Genomic DNA, 15,775 nt, shown 5'->3' on the forward strand with positions numbered 1-15,775 from the left:
TATGGCGCGTGCTGCCCCCTATGACCGAGACGCGACCCTGGACGCCGCCATGTCCTTGTTCTGGGAACGGGGGTATCACGCGACCTCTCTCAAGGATCTCGAAGCGGCGCTGTCGATGAAACCCGGCAGCATCTATGCCGCCTTCAAGAGCAAGGAGAACCTCTATCTCCTTGCCATGGAGCGCTATACCAACCGCTTCCGGGCGCTGTTCCGGGAGCGGATCGCCAAGGCCTCTTCACCGTTGCAGGGGATGGCAGATTACCTGCATGGTTTTGCAGCCCTGCCCGAGGAGGATGCCGCCCGACAAGCCTGCATGCTGGTCAAGACCATCGTTGCGACACGCTCAACCGAACCGGCCATCGCGGCCCAATCTGAGGTCTACCTGACCTTGATGCGGGACGAGTTCCGGCAGATATTCGAAGCCGCGCGAGCACGCGGGGAGATCCCTGCCGATAGCGATTGCTCTACCCTCGCCCGCCGTTTTCAGGCCTACGTAAATGTCTTGCGCCTCGAGCATCATCAGGGAACGGACGAGCGGGAAATCGAAGCCCTTGCCCGAAGCCTGGCATCAGAGATCGAGGCACTCCGCATAGGAAAAAAATAGCAGGACAAACAAGTCTGTGGGTGCGGGCCTGCAATACTGCAAAGGAGACACTGGGGCCTGTACGAGGTCTGATAGAGCGTGTCGAGGCTTCACCAGAAATGATGTGCTTGCCGATCACTTTGATCGATCTCGGATAGCACCAGCCTTCAATAGGTGGCGGATTGCGGCCAGATGTTTGGTCTTAAGCCTATTTAGCGGCTTGCCTGAGCCATTCGGCGAAGATCTTGACGCCGTGTTTGTTGCGCGACAGCGGATTGAGCACGAGGCAATAGTCAAACCCGTGCAGCTCAGGCCCTTGGATTTGCCGGTAGCGACCGGATTTCAGACCTTCATCGACAAGCACGCTGCTGGACAACAGCAGCCCCAGCCCCTGATCCAGCGCATTGAACGCCGCGCTTTCATCACTGAAACGGGTAATGCGATCGGGCGGGAAGGTTTCCCCGGCTTCCTTGAACCATTCCTCCCAGGTGGGGCCTCCCATGTCGGCATTGCGCCAGCGATACCCCAGCAACCGACTGTTCTGCGCGCCGGTCTCCGGTTGATCGGCCAGGCTGACAGGGATGTAGCGGTCCGAGACCAAAATCTCGGCCTCCTCATTCGCGGCGGACTGGGGGCCATATCGGATCGCCAGGTCCAGCCGACCAGTCCGCAAGTCCAGAACGTCGTCATCGGTTTCGACTTCGACCCGGATGTCGCCATGCTTGTCGAAGAAATCTGAGAGACGCGGAACCAGCCAGCGTTCCGCAAAGGCATACGTTGTCGTGACCCGGACCAGCGACTGCTCGACGTCCTTGTCGAGCATCGCGAAGGCTTCGCCAAGGGTATCAAAGGCAGTCTGCAGCTTGGGAAACAACTCCTGCCCCGCAGGCGTGAGAGCGATCTGGCGGGGGCGGCGTTCCACCAATTGAAACCCAAGATAGGCTTCAAGATGCCTGATCTGGTGGCTGATAGCGGTCGCGGTGACGCCGAGTTCGTCCCCTGCATCGGCAAAGCTCAGCCTCCGGGCAACCGCTTCGAAGGCGCGAATTGCGTTTAACGGCGGTAGTTTACGCATGGTGTTTCTCACCGGCGAAAGGAAATCTCAGCATGGCCTGAAGAATGGTCATTTGTTTTTCGGCCTCCTCTTTCTGAAGCTTGTGGAATGAAAAGGGAGGAACAAATGACACGTAACATTATCACCACCCGGCGCCAGTTGATCAAGGGGGGGCTTGCAGCCGCCGCCGCCATCGCCAGCCCGGCCATCCTGCGTGCGCAGGGCCGTCGCACCCTGTCGATGCTCACCTGGGCGGGCCATGCCGACCCGGATGTGATCGGCGCCTTCGAGGAGGCGCATAACGTTCGCATCCGCGCCAAGGAATATGTCGGCGGCGACCAGATGCTCGCGCAAATCGCGCAGTCTCCGGCCGGAACCTACGATGTAATCCTGTCGGACGCGGAATACGTCGTCCAATTGCAGCAGGCGGGTTTCATTGAACCGCTTACACCCGAGGATTACCCGTTCGACGATTTTTTCCCGGAGTTCCAGAACTTCCGCGGTCACTGGTTCGACGGTCAGCCCTATGCGGTCTTCCTGCGGTTCGGCTTCCTCGGCATGTCCCATAACCGCGCCGCGATGAGCGAGGCGGAAGCCCGCAGCTATCGCAGCATGTGGGGCTCTCAGCATGAGGGGCGGATCGGCCATTTTGACTGGCACCTGCCCAACCTGGGCGCGCTGAGCCTCCTCAATGGCAACGCGTCACCGTTTGACCTTGATGAGGCGCACTGGACGGAACTGACCGAGACGATGATGTCGCTCCGACCTCAAGTGCGCGGTTTCTATGACTACGGCGGGATGCTGTCAGCGCTGCGCTCGGGCGAGGTTTCCGCAATCCCCGGCATCGGGGACTGGATCACCGGCGTGCTGGCGCGCGATGGCGCGGATGTCACCACAACCATCCCCGAGGAAGGCGGCCTGCAATGGACCGAGTCGCTGTCGATTGGCACGCGGTCGGAAAACCAGGATCTGGCCCGAACATTCATCCAGTACATGCTGTCCCCCGAAGGACAGGTGAAGACCGCCACGCTCAAGGCCTATCCGGCGATGATCCCGACACGGGCTGGCTGGTCGCGGCTGAATGATGAACTGCCGGGCGAGGCACAGCGCCAGAACATGGTGCTGAACGGACCCAATGCGCTCGATGAGATCCGCGCCGGGCGCATCCGCCTGCGGGAGCTTCCGGTCCAGCAATCGCTGGAGACCTGGAACGACGCCTGGACGCGTTACAAGAACGCCTGATGTCCGGTCCGGCCCCGGCGTAATCGTCGGGGCCGCAGCCCTATCGGAGATATCGACATGACTTCCCCTGCTTTCCCGGCCCGCACCTCGGGGCGCCGGTTCCACTTCTTCTTCAATCGTGCCTGGCAGGCGCTTTGGGTCCTGCCGCTGCCTGCCTGGTTGCTGCTGTTCTTTGCAGTGCCGCTTGGCTTGCTGGTGGCGATTTCATTCTGGTCCGTGGTGAACTACCGGCTGACGCCGGACGCTACGCTGTCGGCCTGGCGTTATGTTCTGGGCCTCGATTTCCTCTGGGCTAGCTTCTGGCGCAGCTACGGGCTGTCGATGGCCAGCGCTGTCGCGATTTCGCTGCTGGCCTTTCCGGCCTCCTACGCGATGGCCTTTGTCGCAGCACCGCGCCAGCGACTGGTGCTACTGGGGCTTGCGATTGCACCGTTTTTCACAAGCTACCTCGTGCGTATCTATTCCTGGCAGGTTTTCCTGACCGAGGGCGGCGTGATTTCCTCCATCGTGCAGGCGTTGGGCGGCAAGGGGGAGAGCCTTCTCAACACCTATTTCGCGCTGTTCCTCGGCCACGCAACACTGGCGCTGCCGGTCGTACTGATCCTGCAAACCATCGCCCTTGCCAATGTGGACCGGACCGGAATTTCGGCTGCTGCCAACCTTGGCGCGCGTCCCGGAGCCATCCTGTTCCGCGTCATTCTCCCAGCGGCCAGGCCTGGGCTGACGCTGGGGCTGCTGTTCGCCTTCCTGCTGTCTTATGCCGAGTTTGTCAGCGCCTCCTATCTGGGCGGTGGCACCTTCCAGACCCTGCCGATCCTCGTGACCGACCTTGTCCGGGCCGGTCAGCAATGGCCGCGCGCCGCCGTGGTCTCGCTACTGATGATCGCCAGCCTGCTGGTCACCGCCTTTGTAACCGTCCTCTGGGCCTACCGCGAGAAAGGATAAGACATGCCTCCGCATCTGAAACACGCCTTGCCAAAAGCCTTCTGGATTGCCGGACTCGCATTGGTTTTCCTGCTGCTCTACGCACCGATCCTGTCTGCGGTCCTGTTTTCCTTCAGTGCCGACCGTTTCCCAAGCCTCGATATGTCCGGGTTCAGCGCCAAATGGTACGCGCAGGTCCTGACCGATCGTGCCATGCTGGAGGCCCTTTGGAACAGCCTGACGGTTGCCGGGATTACCGCGCTGATCGCCACAACCCTGGGATTTGCCGCAGCCTATGCGGACTATCGTTTCCGGTTCTTTGGACAGAAGGCCGTGCTCGCGCTGGCCTTGCTGCCGCCGACGGTTCCGCTGGTTATCCTTGGCCTCGCCATGCTGGCCTTCTTCTCCCGCATCGGCATAGCCGGCACGCTTGCGGCCGTAGTCGCCGCGCATGTGGTGATCGCCGCGCCCTTTGCGATGGCGGTCTGCCGTCTGCGGCTGGCGCAGCTGGATAAGACGCTGGAAACTGCAGCGCAGAACCTAGGTGCGTTGCCGCATTCCGCGCTCGCCCGCATCGTGCTGCCGCACACGCTGCCCGCCATTCTCGCTGCCTTCCTGATCACCTTTGCCGTGTCATTCGACGAGTATGTGATCTCTTGGTTCACGGGCGGTTTGAACCAGACCATTCCGGTTGCGGTTCTGACCACCCTTCAGGGGCAGGTCGATCCCACCATCCACGTTATCGGCACATTGAGTTTTTCCGTCACGCTGACGCTGGTTCTGATCGCGCTTGCCGTGGTCCTGAGCCAGAGCGGCGGCGCCATGTCCAAGGAGGAGACATCATGACTAACACGCACCTGAAATTGGACGGGCTTGCCAAGTCCTATGGCAACTTCGTCGCCGTCGTAGAGTTTTCGCTGGACATTGCGCAAGGTGAGTTCATCGCAATCATGGGGCCGTCCGGCTGTGGCAAGACAACGAGCCTCCGCATGCTTGCCGGTCTTGAAACCGCAGACCGTGGCCAGATCACCCTTGCGGGCAACCGGATCGACCAACTGCCGGTCTGGGAACGGGAAACCCCCATGGTCTGGCAAAGCCTGGCCTTGTTCCCCTTCATGACCGTGCGGGAAAACGTCGAGTTCGGCCTCAAGATGCGCGGCGTTGCGGGGGCTGAGCGCCGTCGCCGTGCCGATGACTGGCTGGAGCGGCTGGGCATTTCCACCTACGCAGATCGCAATGTCGCGCGGCTGTCAGGTGGTCAGCGCCAACGCGTCGCCCTTGCCCGGAGCCTTGTGCTGGAACCCAAAGTGCTGCTGCTGGACGAGCCACTCTCGGCACTTGATGCCCATATGGCGATCAAGATGCAGGGCGAGCTAAAGAAGCTGCAGCGCGAGCTTGGCATCACCTTTGTCTATGTCACCCACAGCCACTCCGAGGCCTTCTCGCTCGCCGATAGGGTTGTCATCATGAACGGCGGCCGGGTGGAGCAGATCGGCAGCCCGCAGGACATCTTCCTGCGCCCACGCAGCAAGTTCGTCGCGCAATTCGTAGGCGGGATCAGCCTGTTGGAGGGACGGATTTCCGGCAAAGAGGACGGCAAACGCTTCCTGGAAACACGCGACGGAAAGGTCCAGCTTGCCGACAGCAGCGGGCTGACACAAGGCGATAGCGCGGATCTGGCTGTGCGGGCGGACAGGATCTCTGTGACCGTCAACCCAGGCTGGGGTGAGAACGAAATCGCCTGCACGCTGGTGTCCGAGGAGTTCGCCGGTGCGGTCGTCAATCTGCATCTCGAAACCGCATCCGGCCACAGCCTGGTGGCGCAAGTCCAGCAGCGCGAGCTCGAGCAGCTGGACGCAAGCACCGGGGCGCGGGTCTATGCCTCCTGGCACCCCTGCGACGGCTTCATTCTGGAGCGCGCGCAGCAATCGGAAGCAGGCGCCAAGGTGAGGGCCGCATGAGTTCTGTTCTCGACAATACCATGGAGGCTCTGAAAAGGGCCGGACAGGAGGGGGAGGTTTTCCTCTCCCTTCTGCCGGAACGCGCCCGCGCCGAAGCCCGTCAAAGCGATGATCGCACAGAGAAATTAGGCCCCCTCGATGGGGCCACCCTTTCTTGGAAGGACATGATCGCGATCGCGGGCGTCACCGCGCGGGCTGGCTCTGCCCACTGGCGCCCCTCAGCCCCTGCCGCAGCGGATGCAGAGGTGGTGGCGCGCGCCCGCAAGGCCGGTCTGATCAGTATCGGTGTGACCAATCAATCCGAGCTGGCCTTCTCCGGCATCGGCTACAACCCGCATCACGGCACCCCGCTCCTTGACGGGCGGGTGCCGGGCGGATCCTCCTCGGGGGCTGCGGCCTCTGTCGCGCGCGGGGTCACCCGCCTCGCTGTCGGCACCGATACCGCTGGCTCCTGCCGGGTACCTGCGGCGTTTCAGGGTGTGGTGGGCTTTCGCCCCACGCGCGGCCGCTATCCGATCAGCGACGTGATGCCGCTCGCGCCAAGCTATGACACGGTTGGCAGCTTTGCCCGCTCGGTCAGCGATATCATCGAGCTGGATACGATCCTGTCTGGTGACAACGCCCGCCCGGACGCGGCCAGCGGCCTTGCGGTGCTCAGCGACGTGCTCGACGCGGGCGATGTCTCCGCGCCGGTCGCTCAGCGCTGCAGAGAGGCGGTCGCGGCGCTCGCGCAGGCGGGCGTGTCGATGGAACACGTCAGACAGTCGCCGCTCGCCGAGGCGCTGGCGCTGATCCGCGCGGGGGGCTGGCCGGGCGCCGTCGAGGCGGTCGAGACCTACGGGCATCTGCTGGACACCGAGAACGCCCGCCACCTCGACCCCTTTGTCGCGGCGCGGCTGCGCGCCTCCGCCAGTTTGGACCCCGAGAAGATCGCCGGCGTCAAAGAGGGCGCGCAGGCGCTGCGCAAAACCGTGCAGGCCTCGGATGCCGTCTACGTTCTGCCGACGGCTGCGATCGAGGCTCCGCATCTGGCGCCGCTGCTGGAAGATCCCGAGCGTTTAGCCGCAACGAATGCTGCAGCGCTCCGCCTGACCATGCCCGCCAGCCTGCTGGATTTGCCCGCCATTTCCCTGCCCGTCGGCAAGACGGACGCGGGCTGCTGGGTCGGTCTGCAACTGGTCGGTGCGCCGGACAGCGACCGCACCCTGCTCGCCACCGCCGCAATGGTCGAAACGCTGCTGATGCAAAAGGACCCCTGACATGATCCGAAACCCGATAAAATGGCCGAACGGCGCCCGCTGTGCCTGTGCGATCACCTTTGACGTCGATGCCGACAGCCTGATCCACATCGCCCGCCCCGACGACGGGCACCGCCGCCTCTACCCGATCAGCATGGGCCGCTATGGCCCGAATTCCGGCGTGCCACGCATTCTGGACACCTACCGTCGGCTGGGGCTCAAACAGTCCTTCTTCATGCCCGGCTGGGTGATGGAGCAATACCCGGAGACGGTCGAGGCGATCCTTGCGGGCGGCCATGAGATCGGCCACCACGGGTATCTGCACGAAGACCCAGCCGAACAGAGCGCCGAGGAACAGACCTATTGGTTCGAACGGGCGCTCGAGGTGCACCGGAAGATGACCGGCAGCACCCCGCGCGGCTATCGCGCCCCGGTCTATAACGTCACGCCCGAAGTGCTGTCGCTCGCGGTGAAACACGGGCTGACCTATGAAAGCTCGATGATGGCGGACGATCTGCCCTATCAGATCGACACCGCATCCGGCTCTCTCTACGAACTGCCGGTGCATTGGGGCAGCGACGACTGGCCGCCTTTCGCGCATTTCGACGAGATCGGCTACAAGATGCCGGTGATGTCGCCGCGCCGCGGACTGGAGGCCTCGTTTGACGAGTTCGAAGCCCAATACGAGGTCGGCGGCCTCTGGATCGGCATCTGGCACCCGTTCCTGACCGGGCGGCTGGCCCGCTGGCGGGTGGTGGAGCGCTGGCTCGAAGAGGTGCTGTCGCGCGGCGATGTCTGGTTCGCACCGCTGGAAGAGATCGCCGCCTATGCCGCCAGCCAGGAGGCCGAAGGCGTCTGGCAGCCGCATCGTGAGCCCGCCGCCCCCTACCCACATCCCGTCCTGATGGAGAAATGAAGATGGATACCCTCAACACCCCCTTTGATGCCGCACGGCCCGACGGTGAGAACCCGAGCGCGCATCAGACCCTCGCAGAGGATGGCCGCCTCAGTGCCGGTACCACCTACACCATTCCCGCCCGTCAGGGCCGGGCAATGCGCGTGAAAAAGGGCGAGTTGCTGTCGGTCATCAACCGCGACGGCAGCCAGATTGGCGATTTCTGGGCCTTTGCCGAGGGCGACTGCAACGAATACCTGTCGATGGAGCACCTGCGCCCGACGCTGCGGCGCGTGTCGCCGCGCCCCGGCGACGCGCTGGTGACCAACCGCCGCCGCCCGATCCTCACGCTGGTTGAGGACAGCTCGCCCGGCGTGCACGACACGCTGGTTGCCTCCTGCGATATTCACCGCTACGCGCAGCTGGGCCATGAGGGCTATCACGACAATTGCACCGACAACCTGCGCATGGCGCTGGGCGCCATCGGCCTGCGTCCGACATCGGTGCCGTGCCCGCTGAACCTCTGGATGAACACGCCGGTGGTCGAGGGCGGCGCGATGGAATGGCGGGCTCCGGTTTCGAGCAAGGGCGACCACGTGCTGTTCCGCGCGGAAATGGACGCGGTGGTGGTGATTTCCTGCTGCCCGATGGATCTGCTGCCGATCAATGGCGAGGATGCGCAGCCGAGCGCGCTGGAAGTCCAGCTGCATCAGGACACTGAGTGACCTCGGTCGCACAAAACACTGGGGGCGCGGATCGAAATCCGCGCCCCCCGATTTTTCTGTCTCAGACCTTACCGTCGCAGACGGATGTCTCAGGCGGCCTCTGCCGCCGCACCGGCCAGTTTCGCGGCCAGCGCGCGGGTGCGGGTCTCTGCCGCTTCAACCGAGGCCTCGTGACGCGCGTCTTTGAACTCCTGATATTCGATCGCGATGGTATCGATATCCGCCTGCGCGACGCCGAAGTAATGCGCACAGGCCGCCAGCGCCGGGTCAAGCGCGTTGAGATGCGCCCGCACACCGCCCGGGGCAAAGCCGAACTCACCGCGCGAGGACAGCACCACCAGCCGCTTGCCCGACAGGATCGGCTCGATCGGGGTGTCGCCACGCGCCAGATCAAAGGAGAAGGTCCGGCCGATCCGCGCGATATGGTCGATCCAGCCTTTCAGGGCGGTCGGCATGCCGTAGTTGTACATCGGCGCGCCGAGGACGACGATATCCGCCGCGATCACCTCATCGACCAGTTCGTCGGACAGTGCCAGACGCTCACTCATCCACGGCTCGCGCTCTTCGGGCGGGGTGAAGGCCGCGTGAATGAATTTATGGTCAATCGCGGGGATCGGGTTCAAGCCGACATCGCGGGTGATGACTTTCGTCTCCGGTGCCTGAGCCAGAAAGTTCTGCGTGAACAGCCCGGTCAGATGACGCGTGAGGGAGCGTTCTTCAAGCTGGGCGCTTGCATCAATTCGCAACAGAGTGGGCATGGGAAATCTCCTGAGTTTTTCCACTTCGCGCCATGCCTACCAAGTGGCCAACCCACTGGCGAAAGCGAATATCTCAGGGCCTGGATGAATAGGATTCATCCAGGCTGCACCCCAAACGGAAAGGACAAGATCGATGCGGCGCCTGCCTCCGCTCCACGCACTCCGCGCCTTTGAAGCCGCTGCCCGACACCTGCATTTTGCCCGTGCCGCCGCTGAGCTTCACCTGACGCCGACCGCGATCAGCCACCAGATCCGCCAGCTGGAAGAGATCCTCGAGGTGAAACTCTTTCATCGCTATCCGCGCCCGATCCGCCTGTCGGCGGAAGGCGAGGCCCTGTATCCGGTGCTGCGCGAGAGTTTCGACCGAATAGCCGACACCATCGCCGGGATTTCCGAGCGGGATACGGACCGCCCGTTGACGGTTTCCGTCACGGTGGCTTTCGCCAGTCTCTGGCTCATGCGGCGGTTGCCTGCATTGCGCAGCGAGGCCGGGATGAACCTGAAGGTCGAGGCTGACAACCGACCCGTGGACCTGTCCGGCGGGGATGTGGATTTTGCGGTGCGCTATGCCCTCCATCCAGAGCCGGGAGGCCAATGGTTGCCGCTGTTCGAAGACAGCCTGATCCCGCTCTGCGCACCTGACCTGCTGCGCCGCTGTCCGGTCAACGACGATGCCGGTATCCTGCGCCTGCCGCTGATCGAATACCGCTGGAGTGGCGGCGCAGAAGCGGCGCCCAGCTGGCAACGCTGGTGCCGCGCTGCCGGGCTTACGGGGGAGGCACCAGAGGTTACACAGCACTTTTCCGAGGAAATCCATGCCATCGACTCGGCGCTTGCAGGTCAGGGCGTGGTGCTGGCATCCAGCGTCCTCGCCGCCTCTGCTATGGCAACCGGGCAGCTGTTACGCCTATCCGATACGGACTTGCCCGGCAGAACCTTCTGGGCAGTGAGCCGCGCCGATCATCCGCGCTTTGCCGAAGTGGAGCACTTCGCAAACTGGGCGCGGGCTTCCGGGTAGGTTTGGCAGCACGAGACGTCGTGCTTGTAGGTTTGCTGTGTGCTGCCAGCATCCCACTCGCAGCCTTCAGTATAGAAGGCTGCCGCGAGGCTTCATCAGCGGACTGCTGGTTCGATCAGGTGAAGAGGAAATTCTCCGCGAGGTTCAGGTCATCGACCGCTATGTTTTCCACCAGCACAGAGGTCTCGGTGATCCTCCCCCACTGAAGTGGTCCGCCCCTATAGTTAGGAAACGGAGGATCAAACATGGGAATCAAACGACACAAGCCAGAAGAGATTGTCACGAAATTGCGGCAGGTTGAGGTGCTATGCGGTCAAGGAATGCCGCGTGTTGATGCTATCCGCCAATTGCAGATAACCGAGCAAACGTTCTATCGCTGGCGGAAGCAATATGGCGGCATGGGAACCGACCAACTGCGAGAACTCAAACGGCTTCAGAAGGAGAATGAGCGGCTGCGCTGGGCTGTGTCTGACCTGACGCTGGACAAGCTGATCCTGTCGGAGGCCGCACGGGGAGTATGAAGCGGTTCACGCAGTGATGAACGATCCTGTGGATCGTTCAAGCGCCCAAATGGGCGGAGCCCTTGAGCCCTTCGCGTCGTCGTGCCTGCATTAACCATGTGCGAAGCCGGTTCCATATCTCAGAGCGTCGGGCTTGCCGTGTTTTAGGGCAGCACCGATCCACACAGAGACGGCTGCCAGCTGGGCGTGCCGACGAGGATCGTCTGGTGGCCGACATGATCGAGCTGACCCGCCAGTATGGTCGATACGGGTATCGTCGGATTGCCGCCCTGCTAAGGGATGCAGGATGGTTTGTGAACGACAAGCGTGTCGAACGTCTGTGGCGACGTGAAGGGCTCAAAGTGCCGATGAAACAACCCAAAAAGGGGAGGCTCTGGCTCAACGATGGCGCGTGTGTCCGGCTTAGGCTAGAATATCGCAATCACGTATGGTCGTATGATTTTGTGCATCACAGGACGGATGACGAGAAAGCGTTCCGAACGCTCAACATCTTGGATGAACACAGCCGGGAATGCTTGGCGATCCGAGTGAAGCGGAAGCTGAACTCAACAGAAGTGATCGACGCGTTGACGGATCTGTTCATCCTGCGCGGGGGCCCCGCCTACATCCGATCAGACAACGGCCCCGAGTTTATTGCACAGGCCGTCCGGGACTGGATTGCTGCCGTCGGTGCCAAAACCGCCTACATCGAGCCGGGGTTGCCCTGGGAGAACGGATACTGCGAAAGCTTCAACGCCCGCTTCAGGGATGAGCTGCTCAATGGTGAAGTCTTCTACAGCTTACGGGAGGCTCAAATCCTGATCGAACAATGGAGGAAACACTACAATACCAAACGACCACACAGTGCCCTGGGCTACCGCTCACCGACCACGGAATCCATCGTCCCGATGGAACCGAGGCCGATCATGCACTAACATTCAAAATGGACCAATTGGGTGGGGCTGATCACCTTGCCTATGGCTACCGCGTCACACCCGCCGGGGAGGGTCTCAATCGCGAGATTGTTCCGTCAGAGGCCATGATCATCCGGCGCATTTTCAACGAATATGCCAACGGGAAATCGCCTGGCGCCATTGCTGCCTCACTCAACGCTGAAGGCATCCCATCGCCGTCGGGACGGAAGTGGAATGACTCCACGATCCGGGGTAATGCGAAGAAACGCGACGGGATGCTGCGGAACGAAGCCTATGTCGGCGGCATCACTTACGGCCGCAACCGGTTCTCCCGGGACCCGGATACCGGCAACCGGATCTCCCGCCCCGCGGCGGAAGAACATCAGATCGTCTATGGCGATGCCCCCGAACTCGCGATCATTGAAGACGATGTCTGAACACAGTCCAGAACCGTCTCGAGAAGACGCACACCATCTACGCCAGAAAGGCAGCACCTTTGAACGGAAGTCACCGCGCCCGGTATCTGCTGAACGGGATCGTCAAATGCGGCTGCTGCGGCGGCGGTTTCACGATCACCGGCAAGGAGCGTTACGGCTGCTACAACCGCAAGAGCCAAGGCAAGCAGGAATGCGCAAACAGCCGGACGGACCATCACGCGCCATGAACTGGAGAGCCGCGTGCTGGCACGGCTCCGCAAGGGCCTCCTGACACCCGCCTTCGCAGAAGAGGTCACGTGCCTGATGTCTGGCCGCCCTGACCAGAACGCCGCCTCCCATGCTGCGCCTGAGGCGCAGCTCAGGAAAGCGGAAGGTGCAATCGAACGCCTGCTGGACCGGCTCGAAGGAGATGACGCCAGCGCCGCGCTCATGGAGCGCTTAAAGGCGAGGGAGGCGGAGCGCGATGCGCTCCGGGCGGAACTCGCGGAGATTTCCGAAGAGAACAGTCTCAATGTGCCTTCCCGGGAGGATCTGGAGGCGATCGACCGTGCCCAGGTCGCACGTCTGGAAGAGCTGCTGACCGGCAGCGATCATATGGTCGAGGCGAACGCGCTGTTGCGGGAGCTTCTGGGCGAAGTCCGCGTCTAGGGCGACCCGCAGGCACAGGGTGGTGTTGCGATTGAGATCCGGGGCGAGGTGTCCCGGATGTTTCAAGGCACTGGCGTGACACAAAAACGCCGCAGCCCTTTCGGGTGCGGCGTGTTCGCTAAAGTTGGTTGCGGGAGCAGGATTTGAACCTGCGACCTTCAGGTTATGAGCCTGACGAGCTACCGGGCTGCTCCATCCCGCGGAGATTGTTGGTTATGATCGTTAGAGAGATTTTTTTGGTATTTACTAGGTTTGGCGGTGACCTACTCTCCCAGGGCTTAAGCCCAAGTACCATTGGCGCGACGGCACTTAACTTCCGGGTTCGGGATGGGACCGGGTGTTTTGCTCGTGCTATGACCACCAAACCGAGTAAATACCAAAAGCCTCCGGCTTTTGGTATTTGCGGCAGGCAGGATATTTGCGAAGCAAATGCCCGTTGCCGCAGGCCCGTTATGTCACGGGTCGTTTTCCAAAAGCGGAAGGTTTTTAGATCAACGTTTTGTCCAAGTTTCGTTTTGCTTTTTGGTGTTTACGAGACTGTCTGTTACTGGAACAGATCAAGCCTATCGGGCGATTAGTACCGGTCAACTGAATGCATTGCTGCACTTACATCTCCGGCCTATTGACGTGGTGGTCTTCCACGGCCCTCAGGGATACCTTGTTTTGAGGGGGGCTTCCCGCTTAGATGCCTTCAGCGGTTATCCTTTCCGATCATAGCTACCCTGCACTACCGTTGGCACGATAACAGGTCCACCAGTGGATCGTTCACCCCGGTCCTCTCGTACTAGGGGCAACTCCTCTCAAGTATCCTACACCCACGGCAGATAGGGACCGAACTGTCTCACGACGTTCTAAACCCAGCTCACGTACCTCTTTAAACGGCGAACAGCCGTACCCTTGGGACCTGCTCCAGCCCCAGGATGAGATGAGCCGACATCGAGGTGCCAAACACTGCCGTCGATATGGACTCTTGGGCAGTATCAGCCTGTTATCCCCGGCGTACCTTTTATCCGTTGAGCGATGGCCCTTCCACTCGGGACCACCGGATCACTATGGCCGACTTTCGTCTCTGCTCGACTTGTCAGTCTCGCAGTCAGGCTGGCTTCTGCCATTGCACTCAACGAGCGATTTCCGACCGCTCTGAGCCAACCTTCGCGCGCCTCCGTTACGCTTTAGGAGGCGACCGCCCCAGTCAAACTACCCGCCACGCAGGGTCCCGGATCCGGATAACGGACCGCGGTTAGACATCAAGAGTGCGAAGGGTGGTATCTCAAGGGAGGCTCCACCGGAACTAGCGTTCTGGTTTCGATGCCTACCACCTATCCTGCACATCACAATCCTGATGCCAGTGCGAAGCTGTAGTAAAGGTGCACGGGGTCTTTCCGTCTAACCGCGGGAAGCCTGCATCTTGACAGGCAATTCAATTTCGCTGAGTCGATGTTGGAGACAGCGGGGAAGTCGTTACGCCATTCGTGCAGGTCGGAACTTACCCGACAAGGAATTTCGCTACCTTAGGACCGTTATAGTTACGGCCGCCGTTTACCTGGGCTTCAATTCGGAGCTCTCACTCCTCCTTTTAACCTTCAGGCACCGGGCAGGCGTCAGACCCTATACGTCGTCTTGCGACTTCGCAGAGCCCTGTGTTTTTAATAAACAGTCGCCACCCCCTGGTTTGTGCCCCCGGATCCAAGTTGCCTTGAACCCGGGCCTCCTTCTCGCGAACTTACGGAGGTATTTTGCCGAGTTCCTTCAACATCGTTCTCTCAAGCGCCTTGGTATTCTCTACCAGTCCACCTGTGTCGGTTTAGGGTACGGTCTGATGGAGGGCTATTTCCAGGGACTGCTCAGCAGCCCAACCAATCCGATAAGGCTGAACTACAGTCGCAATCCGTCACATCCTCCTGGCCCAGGAATATTAACCTGGTTCCCATCGCCTACGCCTTTCGGCCTCGGCTTAGGGGCCGGCTTACCCTGCTCAGATTAGCTTTAAGCAGGAACCCTTGGACTTTCGGCGAGAGTGTCTCTCACACTCTTTGTCGCTACTCATGTCATCATTCTCGCTAGTGATCTCTCCACCGGATGGCTCACGCCCCGGCTTCATCGAAAGCCTCTTGTCTCCAATCTTCCCGAAGGAAGTAAGGAGACATGAGACTATGTCACACTACGCTCTGCTACCATGCACTATGTGCATCCTCGGCTTCGGCTCATGGCTTGAGCCCCGTTACATCTTCGCCGCAGGACAACTTATTTAGACCAGTGAGCTGTTACGCTATCTTTAAAGGATGGCTGCTTCTAAGCCAACCTCCTGGTTGTTTTGGTCGTCCCACCTGCTTTCCCACTTAGCCATGAATTGGGGGCCTTAGCCGGAGGTCAGGGTTGTTTCCCTCTCCACTACGGACGTTAGCATCCGCAGTGTGTCTGCCATCTAGTACTCCCGGGTATTCGGAGTTTGGTTAGGATCAGTAAGCCTGTGGGGCCCCATTACCCATCCAGTGCTCTACCCCCCGGGGTATTCGGATGACGCTCTACCTAAATAGATTTCGCAGAGAACCAGCTATCTCCGAGTTTGATTGGCCTTTCACCCCTAGGCACAGCTCATCCCGATCTTTTTCAACAGATGTGGGTTCGGTCCTCCAGTGCGTGTTACCGCACCTTCAACCTGGCCATGCCTAGATCACTCGGTTTCGGGTCTGATCCCACGAACTCATTCGCCCTATTAAGACTCGCTTTCGCTGCGCCTTCGCCTAGCGGCTTAAGCTTGCTCGTGAGACCAAGTCGATGACCCATTATACAAAAGGTACGCTGTCAGCCCTCAAGGGGCCTCCAACTGATTGTAGGCGTTCGGTTTCAGGTACTGTTTCACTCCCCTCGTCGGGGT

At 61.0% G+C, this 15,775-nt stretch carries 14 protein-coding genes, 1 tRNA gene, 2 rRNA genes and 1 pseudogene (1 of these 18 only partly in view); 13 read left to right on the plus strand and 5 right to left on the minus strand.

Going from position 1 to position 15,775, the window contains the following annotated elements; all coding sequences use genetic code 11:
• The first annotated feature begins 1 nt into the window (after window position 1).
• Window positions 2-604, plus strand: a complete 603-nt coding sequence (locus JL2886_RS07280) for a TetR/AcrR family transcriptional regulator (RefSeq protein WP_065271404.1) — start codon at window positions 2-4, stop codon at window positions 602-604.
• 187 nt (window positions 605-791) lie between these two features.
• On the opposite strand, the gene JL2886_RS07285 is transcribed toward JL2886_RS07280, so the two are convergent.
• Window positions 792-1,658: a LysR substrate-binding domain-containing protein gene (locus JL2886_RS07285; RefSeq protein ID WP_065271405.1), complete on the minus strand. Its 867-nt coding sequence runs from the start codon at window positions 1,656-1,658 to the stop codon at window positions 792-794.
• Window positions 1,659-1,763: 105 nt separating this feature from the next.
• Here JL2886_RS07285 and JL2886_RS07290 point away from each other — a divergent pair, with 105 nt between their 5' ends.
• Genes JL2886_RS07290 through JL2886_RS07320 form a run of 7 tightly spaced genes read left to right on the plus strand, consistent with a single transcriptional unit; the run spans window position 1,764 to window position 8,622 of the window.
• Window positions 1,764-2,879 (plus strand): polyamine ABC transporter substrate-binding protein, encoded by a 1,116-nt coding sequence (locus JL2886_RS07290; protein WP_197492344.1) that lies wholly within the window; start codon window positions 1,764-1,766, stop codon window positions 2,877-2,879.
• Between the two features lie 57 nt (window positions 2,880-2,936).
• On the plus strand, window positions 2,937-3,824 hold the full coding sequence (locus JL2886_RS07295) for an ABC transporter permease (protein ID WP_082996032.1): 888 nt from the start codon (window positions 2,937-2,939) through the stop codon (window positions 3,822-3,824).
• A gap of 3 nt (window positions 3,825-3,827) precedes the next feature.
• Window positions 3,828-4,649, plus strand: a complete 822-nt coding sequence (locus JL2886_RS07300; RefSeq protein ID WP_065271407.1) for an ABC transporter permease — start codon at window positions 3,828-3,830, stop codon at window positions 4,647-4,649.
• Window positions 4,646-5,764 (plus strand): ABC transporter ATP-binding protein, encoded by a 1,119-nt coding sequence (locus tag JL2886_RS07305; protein WP_065271408.1) that lies wholly within the window; start codon window positions 4,646-4,648, stop codon window positions 5,762-5,764. The genes JL2886_RS07300 and JL2886_RS07305 overlap by 4 nt, the downstream gene beginning before the upstream one ends.
• Complete coding sequence (locus JL2886_RS07310; RefSeq protein ID WP_082996033.1) at window positions 5,761-7,023, plus strand: amidase family protein; 1,263 nt, start codon at window positions 5,761-5,763, stop codon at window positions 7,021-7,023. Before JL2886_RS07305 ends, JL2886_RS07310 begins: the two co-directional genes overlap by 4 nt.
• Window position 7,024: 1 nt before the next feature.
• On the plus strand, window positions 7,025-7,918 hold the full coding sequence (locus JL2886_RS07315) for a polysaccharide deacetylase family protein (RefSeq protein ID WP_065271410.1): 894 nt from the start codon (window positions 7,025-7,027) through the stop codon (window positions 7,916-7,918).
• A gap of 2 nt (window positions 7,919-7,920) precedes the next feature.
• Window positions 7,921-8,622, plus strand: a complete 702-nt coding sequence (locus JL2886_RS07320) for a DUF1989 domain-containing protein (protein WP_116560474.1) — start codon at window positions 7,921-7,923, stop codon at window positions 8,620-8,622.
• Window positions 8,623-8,711: 89 nt separating this feature from the next.
• Here JL2886_RS07320 and JL2886_RS07325 read toward each other — a convergent pair whose 3' ends face one another.
• Window positions 8,712-9,380: an FMN-dependent NADH-azoreductase gene (locus JL2886_RS07325; protein WP_065271412.1), complete on the minus strand. Its 669-nt coding sequence runs from the start codon at window positions 9,378-9,380 to the stop codon at window positions 8,712-8,714.
• Window positions 9,381-9,513: 133 nt separating this feature from the next.
• Between JL2886_RS07325 and JL2886_RS07330 the strand changes: the two genes are divergently transcribed.
• From JL2886_RS07330 to JL2886_RS07350, 5 genes and pseudogenes are all read left to right on the plus strand, one after another.
• Entirely contained in the window at window positions 9,514-10,398 is an 885-nt protein-coding gene (locus JL2886_RS07330; protein ID WP_065271413.1) for a LysR substrate-binding domain-containing protein, read from the plus strand.
• Between the two features lie 245 nt (window positions 10,399-10,643).
• A pseudogene (locus JL2886_RS19205) lies at window positions 10,644-11,833 on the plus strand (IS3 family transposase).
• 8 nt (window positions 11,834-11,841) lie between these two features.
• Entirely contained in the window at window positions 11,842-12,249 is a 408-nt protein-coding gene (locus JL2886_RS07345) for a recombinase family protein (protein ID WP_065271415.1), read from the plus strand.
• 59 nt (window positions 12,250-12,308) lie between these two features.
• Window positions 12,309-12,476 carry a recombinase zinc beta ribbon domain-containing protein gene (locus JL2886_RS19425; RefSeq protein WP_156767916.1) on the plus strand — a complete coding sequence of 56 codons (168 nt, stop codon included), beginning with the start codon at window positions 12,309-12,311 and terminating at the stop codon, window positions 12,474-12,476.
• Between the two features lie 76 nt (window positions 12,477-12,552).
• Window positions 12,553-12,897, plus strand: a complete 345-nt coding sequence (locus JL2886_RS07350; protein ID WP_156767917.1) for a hypothetical protein — start codon at window positions 12,553-12,555, stop codon at window positions 12,895-12,897.
• A gap of 125 nt (window positions 12,898-13,022) precedes the next feature.
• On the opposite strand, the gene JL2886_RS07355 is transcribed toward JL2886_RS07350, so the two are convergent.
• From JL2886_RS07355 to JL2886_RS07365, 3 genes are all read right to left on the minus strand, one after another.
• A tRNA-Met gene (locus JL2886_RS07355) sits at window positions 13,023-13,099 on the minus strand.
• 48 nt (window positions 13,100-13,147) lie between these two features.
• A 5S ribosomal RNA gene (gene rrf, locus JL2886_RS07360) occupies window positions 13,148-13,262 on the minus strand.
• 188 nt (window positions 13,263-13,450) lie between these two features.
• Window positions 13,451-15,775, minus strand: a 23S ribosomal RNA gene (locus JL2886_RS07365); it runs 502 nt beyond the window's last position.

This window comes from Phaeobacter gallaeciensis (assembly GCF_001678945.1).
Taxonomy (GTDB): domain Bacteria; phylum Pseudomonadota; class Alphaproteobacteria; order Rhodobacterales; family Rhodobacteraceae; genus Phycobacter; species Phycobacter gallaeciensis_A.

Excerpts from the sequence above, each read along its gene's own strand:
- JL2886_RS07345 (WP_065271415.1), top strand. The coding sequence starts at position 11,842 with ATGGACCAATTGGGTGGGGCTGATCACCTTGCCTATGGCTACCGCGTC.
- JL2886_RS07310 (WP_082996033.1), top strand. The coding sequence starts at position 5,761 with ATGAGTTCTGTTCTCGACAATACCATGGAGGCTCTGAAAAGGGCCGGA.
- JL2886_RS07320 (WP_116560474.1), top strand. The coding sequence starts at position 7,921 with ATGGATACCCTCAACACCCCCTTTGATGCCGCACGGCCCGACGGTGAG.
- JL2886_RS07325 (WP_065271412.1), bottom strand. The coding sequence starts at position 9,380 with ATGCCCACTCTGTTGCGAATTGATGCAAGCGCCCAGCTTGAAGAACGC.
- JL2886_RS07315 (WP_065271410.1), top strand. The coding sequence starts at position 7,025 with ATGATCCGAAACCCGATAAAATGGCCGAACGGCGCCCGCTGTGCCTGT.
- JL2886_RS07305 (WP_065271408.1), top strand. The coding sequence starts at position 4,646 with ATGACTAACACGCACCTGAAATTGGACGGGCTTGCCAAGTCCTATGGC.
- JL2886_RS07285 (WP_065271405.1), bottom strand. The coding sequence starts at position 1,658 with ATGCGTAAACTACCGCCGTTAAACGCAATTCGCGCCTTCGAAGCGGTT.
- JL2886_RS07290 (WP_197492344.1), top strand. The coding sequence starts at position 1,764 with ATGACACGTAACATTATCACCACCCGGCGCCAGTTGATCAAGGGGGGG.
- JL2886_RS07330 (WP_065271413.1), top strand. The coding sequence starts at position 9,514 with ATGCGGCGCCTGCCTCCGCTCCACGCACTCCGCGCCTTTGAAGCCGCT.
- JL2886_RS07300 (WP_065271407.1), top strand. The coding sequence starts at position 3,828 with ATGCCTCCGCATCTGAAACACGCCTTGCCAAAAGCCTTCTGGATTGCC.
- JL2886_RS07295 (WP_082996032.1), top strand. The coding sequence starts at position 2,937 with ATGACTTCCCCTGCTTTCCCGGCCCGCACCTCGGGGCGCCGGTTCCAC.
- JL2886_RS07280 (WP_065271404.1), top strand. The coding sequence starts at position 2 with ATGGCGCGTGCTGCCCCCTATGACCGAGACGCGACCCTGGACGCCGCC.
- JL2886_RS07350 (WP_156767917.1), top strand. The coding sequence starts at position 12,553 with ATGTCTGGCCGCCCTGACCAGAACGCCGCCTCCCATGCTGCGCCTGAG.